The organism is Nostoc sp. CALU 546, assembly GCF_048836525.1.
Genome location: NZ_JAWJTF010000255.1, coordinates 1 through 3,041, shown reverse-complemented (window position 1 = coordinate 3,041; position 3,041 = coordinate 1). Strand labels below are relative to the sequence as shown.

General features: G+C 42.0%; 4 protein-coding genes and 1 pseudogene. 2 read left to right on the top strand and 3 right to left on the bottom strand.

Annotated elements, in window-relative coordinates; genetic code table 11:
- Nucleotides 1–34 precede the first annotated feature (34 nt).
- Both RRG12_RS42370 and RRG12_RS42365 read left to right on the top strand, forming a co-directional pair.
- Nucleotides 35–544, top strand: a complete 510-nt coding sequence (locus RRG12_RS42370; RefSeq protein ID WP_420758028.1) for a hypothetical protein — start codon at nucleotides 35–37, stop codon at nucleotides 542–544.
- Between the two features lie 48 nt (nucleotides 545–592).
- Nucleotides 593–1,480, top strand: coding sequence for a hypothetical protein (locus RRG12_RS42365; RefSeq protein WP_069073013.1), 888 nt, complete (start codon nucleotides 593–595; stop codon nucleotides 1,478–1,480).
- Between the two features lie 87 nt (nucleotides 1,481–1,567).
- Here the strand turns inward: RRG12_RS42365 and RRG12_RS42360 are convergent, their stop codons facing one another.
- The 3 genes and pseudogenes from RRG12_RS42360 to RRG12_RS42350 all read right to left on the bottom strand — a co-directional run.
- Nucleotides 1,568–2,290 carry a hypothetical protein gene (locus RRG12_RS42360; RefSeq protein WP_420758027.1) on the bottom strand — a complete coding sequence of 241 codons (723 nt, stop codon included), beginning with the start codon at nucleotides 2,288–2,290 and terminating at the stop codon, nucleotides 1,568–1,570.
- Between the two features lie 288 nt (nucleotides 2,291–2,578).
- Entirely contained in the window at nucleotides 2,579–2,773 is a 195-nt protein-coding gene (gene rpsU / locus RRG12_RS42355; protein WP_069073011.1) for a 30S ribosomal protein S21, read from the bottom strand.
- Between the two features lie 134 nt (nucleotides 2,774–2,907).
- Nucleotides 2,908–3,041 (bottom strand): annotated as a pseudogene (locus RRG12_RS42350) (RNA-binding protein); the annotation flags it as partial.

The window sequence follows — 3,041 nt, the reverse complement described above, 5'->3', positions numbered from 1 at the left end:
TGCCTCAAAGCTCAAGTATAAGGAGAAGTCGAGAATGATTTTACATCGTGGGCGGAGGGTAGTAGCTGCTTTGTTGCTGTCAGTCATGTTACTGACAACAGCCTGTGCGCCAGCAACACCTGGACGTTTTGACCAAGCGCAAAAAGAAAGCACTCAACAAAAAAGAGGTCAATCGGTAGCTAAAACCGCAACTCAGGGTAGCGAATTTAATAAATTTTTCCCAAATGCGGGTGATGGCTACCAGCGCGTCTATACCCAAGAGAAAAAAGGCTTTGCGGAAGCGAAGTTGAAAAAAGGCGGTAAAGATATAGCGGTGCTGTCTATTTCTGATACTACCAGCACACCTAGTGCAGCAGCAAAGTTCTCGAATAGTACCAAAAAAATTGGCGGTTATCCCGCAGTAGAAGTTGGTAAGACGCAAACTGCAATTTTAGTAGGAAAGTACCAAGTAAAAGCACTTTCCCGCGATCCGTCATTTACAGCTAGCGATCGCGCAGATTGGCTAGAGAAGTTTAATCTTAATGGTCTGGCTAAACTGAAATGATTTGCACTACGAACATTCAGATAACAAAACCTAAATAAGGAGATTTTTATGGGCAAATCGATTGTTGAGTTGGTTGATCAATTGCCAACTGGCGGCTTGACTGTTTCTATGTTAAAATCACTCGATTTTGTTGCTCCTGGTCAGTGGCAAAATACTGTTGGCTTTGTCAACACCATTAAGACTGTCACTGGTGAAGACGACGAAGATTTAATTCAGCAAATTGGCGAAAGAGCAATTTATCTATTCAACGACAAATCCCAAGGATACCAAACAGCTTTGTGGCTTTATCAAACCGTTGATGCTACAGATAGAGCGCTTGGTGCAGCAGCTTTAGCTAACAAAGTTGGCGAGAAAATTCCTTTATTAGGTTTTTTAAACTCTGTCACTCCCAAACCTGATAAAGCCCAAACCATCGATCTGACATTGAAATTAGTAGCTGAGTTAGTAGCCTTCTGCCAAATTAACGGCATTCCTGGAGATAGCATTGGGGATTTTGTCGCCTCTTTAGGTGAGTATAGTGGTGAGTCACTCATCCGCATGGTGGCATTAGTTTGTGTTGATGGTTTGATCCCTTTGGGCCCAGACTTCATCAGCAAAGCAATATCTGGGATTAATCAAACAAATCCACAGGAGTTAGAACAAAACTCGACTTTCCAAAACATCAAAGACGTAATTCCAGGAAACAATGCCGGTAGTAAGCTTAACTTTATCGGTGAGAGCTTTGACTCAGTTAAAGGTTGGATGAGTGGGTTAGTTAGCGCTAATAATTTAACGCCACAAAAGGTAGTTAGCAATTTGCAAAGTTTTGTCGATATTGCTGATGACAAGTTAGACTACCTCGCGGCGTTCCTGGATGTATCAACAAATTATTATGAACACACTGGTACGCAAACTTTGGCACATCGCTTGATTGAACGAGCGGTAGCTGAGATTTAGGTTGATGGGTGATTGAAGAAGGTTACAGGTTACAGGGGACAGGTTATTCCCGATTACCTGTATCCTGGAGACCTCCTAACCCAAGGCCTATTGGGGTAAACGCAGATCAGATGCGATCGCATATAAGTAAGGTTGAAAAATAGCCAAGTTTTCCAGTTTTTCAAATTTACCTGTTTGCGTACCTGTGTCAAATGCAGTGGTAATTACGTAAAGTTTACTGCCATCAAAGGCAACATGACCGATGTGTTGCTCTTTTACTCCACCTTGTTCCTTGAGTCCAGCGAACCCATAGCGGATTCCCTGAAGCTTACCAATGGGTACTGGTTGCGGTGGGTAGGCTGAGAAAGTAATCTCTTTGCCATATTCACCCTGACGATCTTTCGCAAACGCAGTATAGTGATCTACAACCCAAGTCTTAAGTACTGGTAATACCTGGGTTTGGTATTTGGTACTTTGGTAGTCCACTTGGGAAGCAGTTGGAATACCCGCTGCTACGAGTTCATTTCGGAAATCCTCATTATTTGCTAGTGGGTAAATGTTAATCTCAACTGTACCCAAACGTTTCCCTTTAGAGGAGACACACAACAGGGGTGCATTTCCCTCACAAGCAGAAACTTGCCAGTTAGTTGGAGCAGTAGTATTTCCCAGGATTTTCTGCCAGATATTTCCCTCATTCTGATTAGGAAGTTTTGTAACGGCAGAGGATTTTATGACTTTAGGTGGAGAAAATTGGGGGAGAACAAATTTGGCTCCCAGCGGTATTGACACCAACAAAATAGAACCTAGTAATAAATGATAAAGTCGTAACATTTTTTTTAAATCCAGAGCCAACTATCGCAGACGCACCATATCTACAATACTTTATCGGTATGGAGTAACATAGATATATTTATATTGCTACAAGTTCCACAAATGGAACAGAGGGTATGTTTAATTATGCCTAGTAGCGCTGAAAATTAATACAGCGCTACTACGAACAGTGTTATTTATTGATTGATGTTGATGTATGCCTAATTACTTGTGACTTGGCAAAGATATGGCAACAATGAAGAGATGCTGGCTAGATGTGAAATCGAAGGGCAAATTTGCTTGGACTTTTTAATTGAAGCGAGAACGTTGTTGACGACGTTGCTTGTGCCTAGCAATTGCTTTACGCTTCTCTTTTTCTATCGGCGTCTCGAAGTGACGCTTTTTTCTCATATCTTGGAAAATTCCTGCTTTAGAAACTTCCCGCTTAAATCTTCTCAAGGCTGATTCAATACCTTCATTCTCCCCTAAAACTACTTGTGTCATTCTCATTCCTCCTTAATATGGATGAATAGTGGATGAATAGTTCAAGACTAGATACCAAATAAAATATTCCAGCAGAGTGGAGCCTTTGGCTTTATCTGCTGGAGACTCTAAATGTGAAACTTTAACGAATCGACTTAGTAGCGATCATTGTTGCGGCGGGCATTACCGCCACCCCAGCTACCACGAGGAGAACTGCTTCTTTCCTCACGAGGTTTAGCTTTGTTCACTTTCAAGTCACGCCCCATCCATTCCGCACCATCAAGTGCAT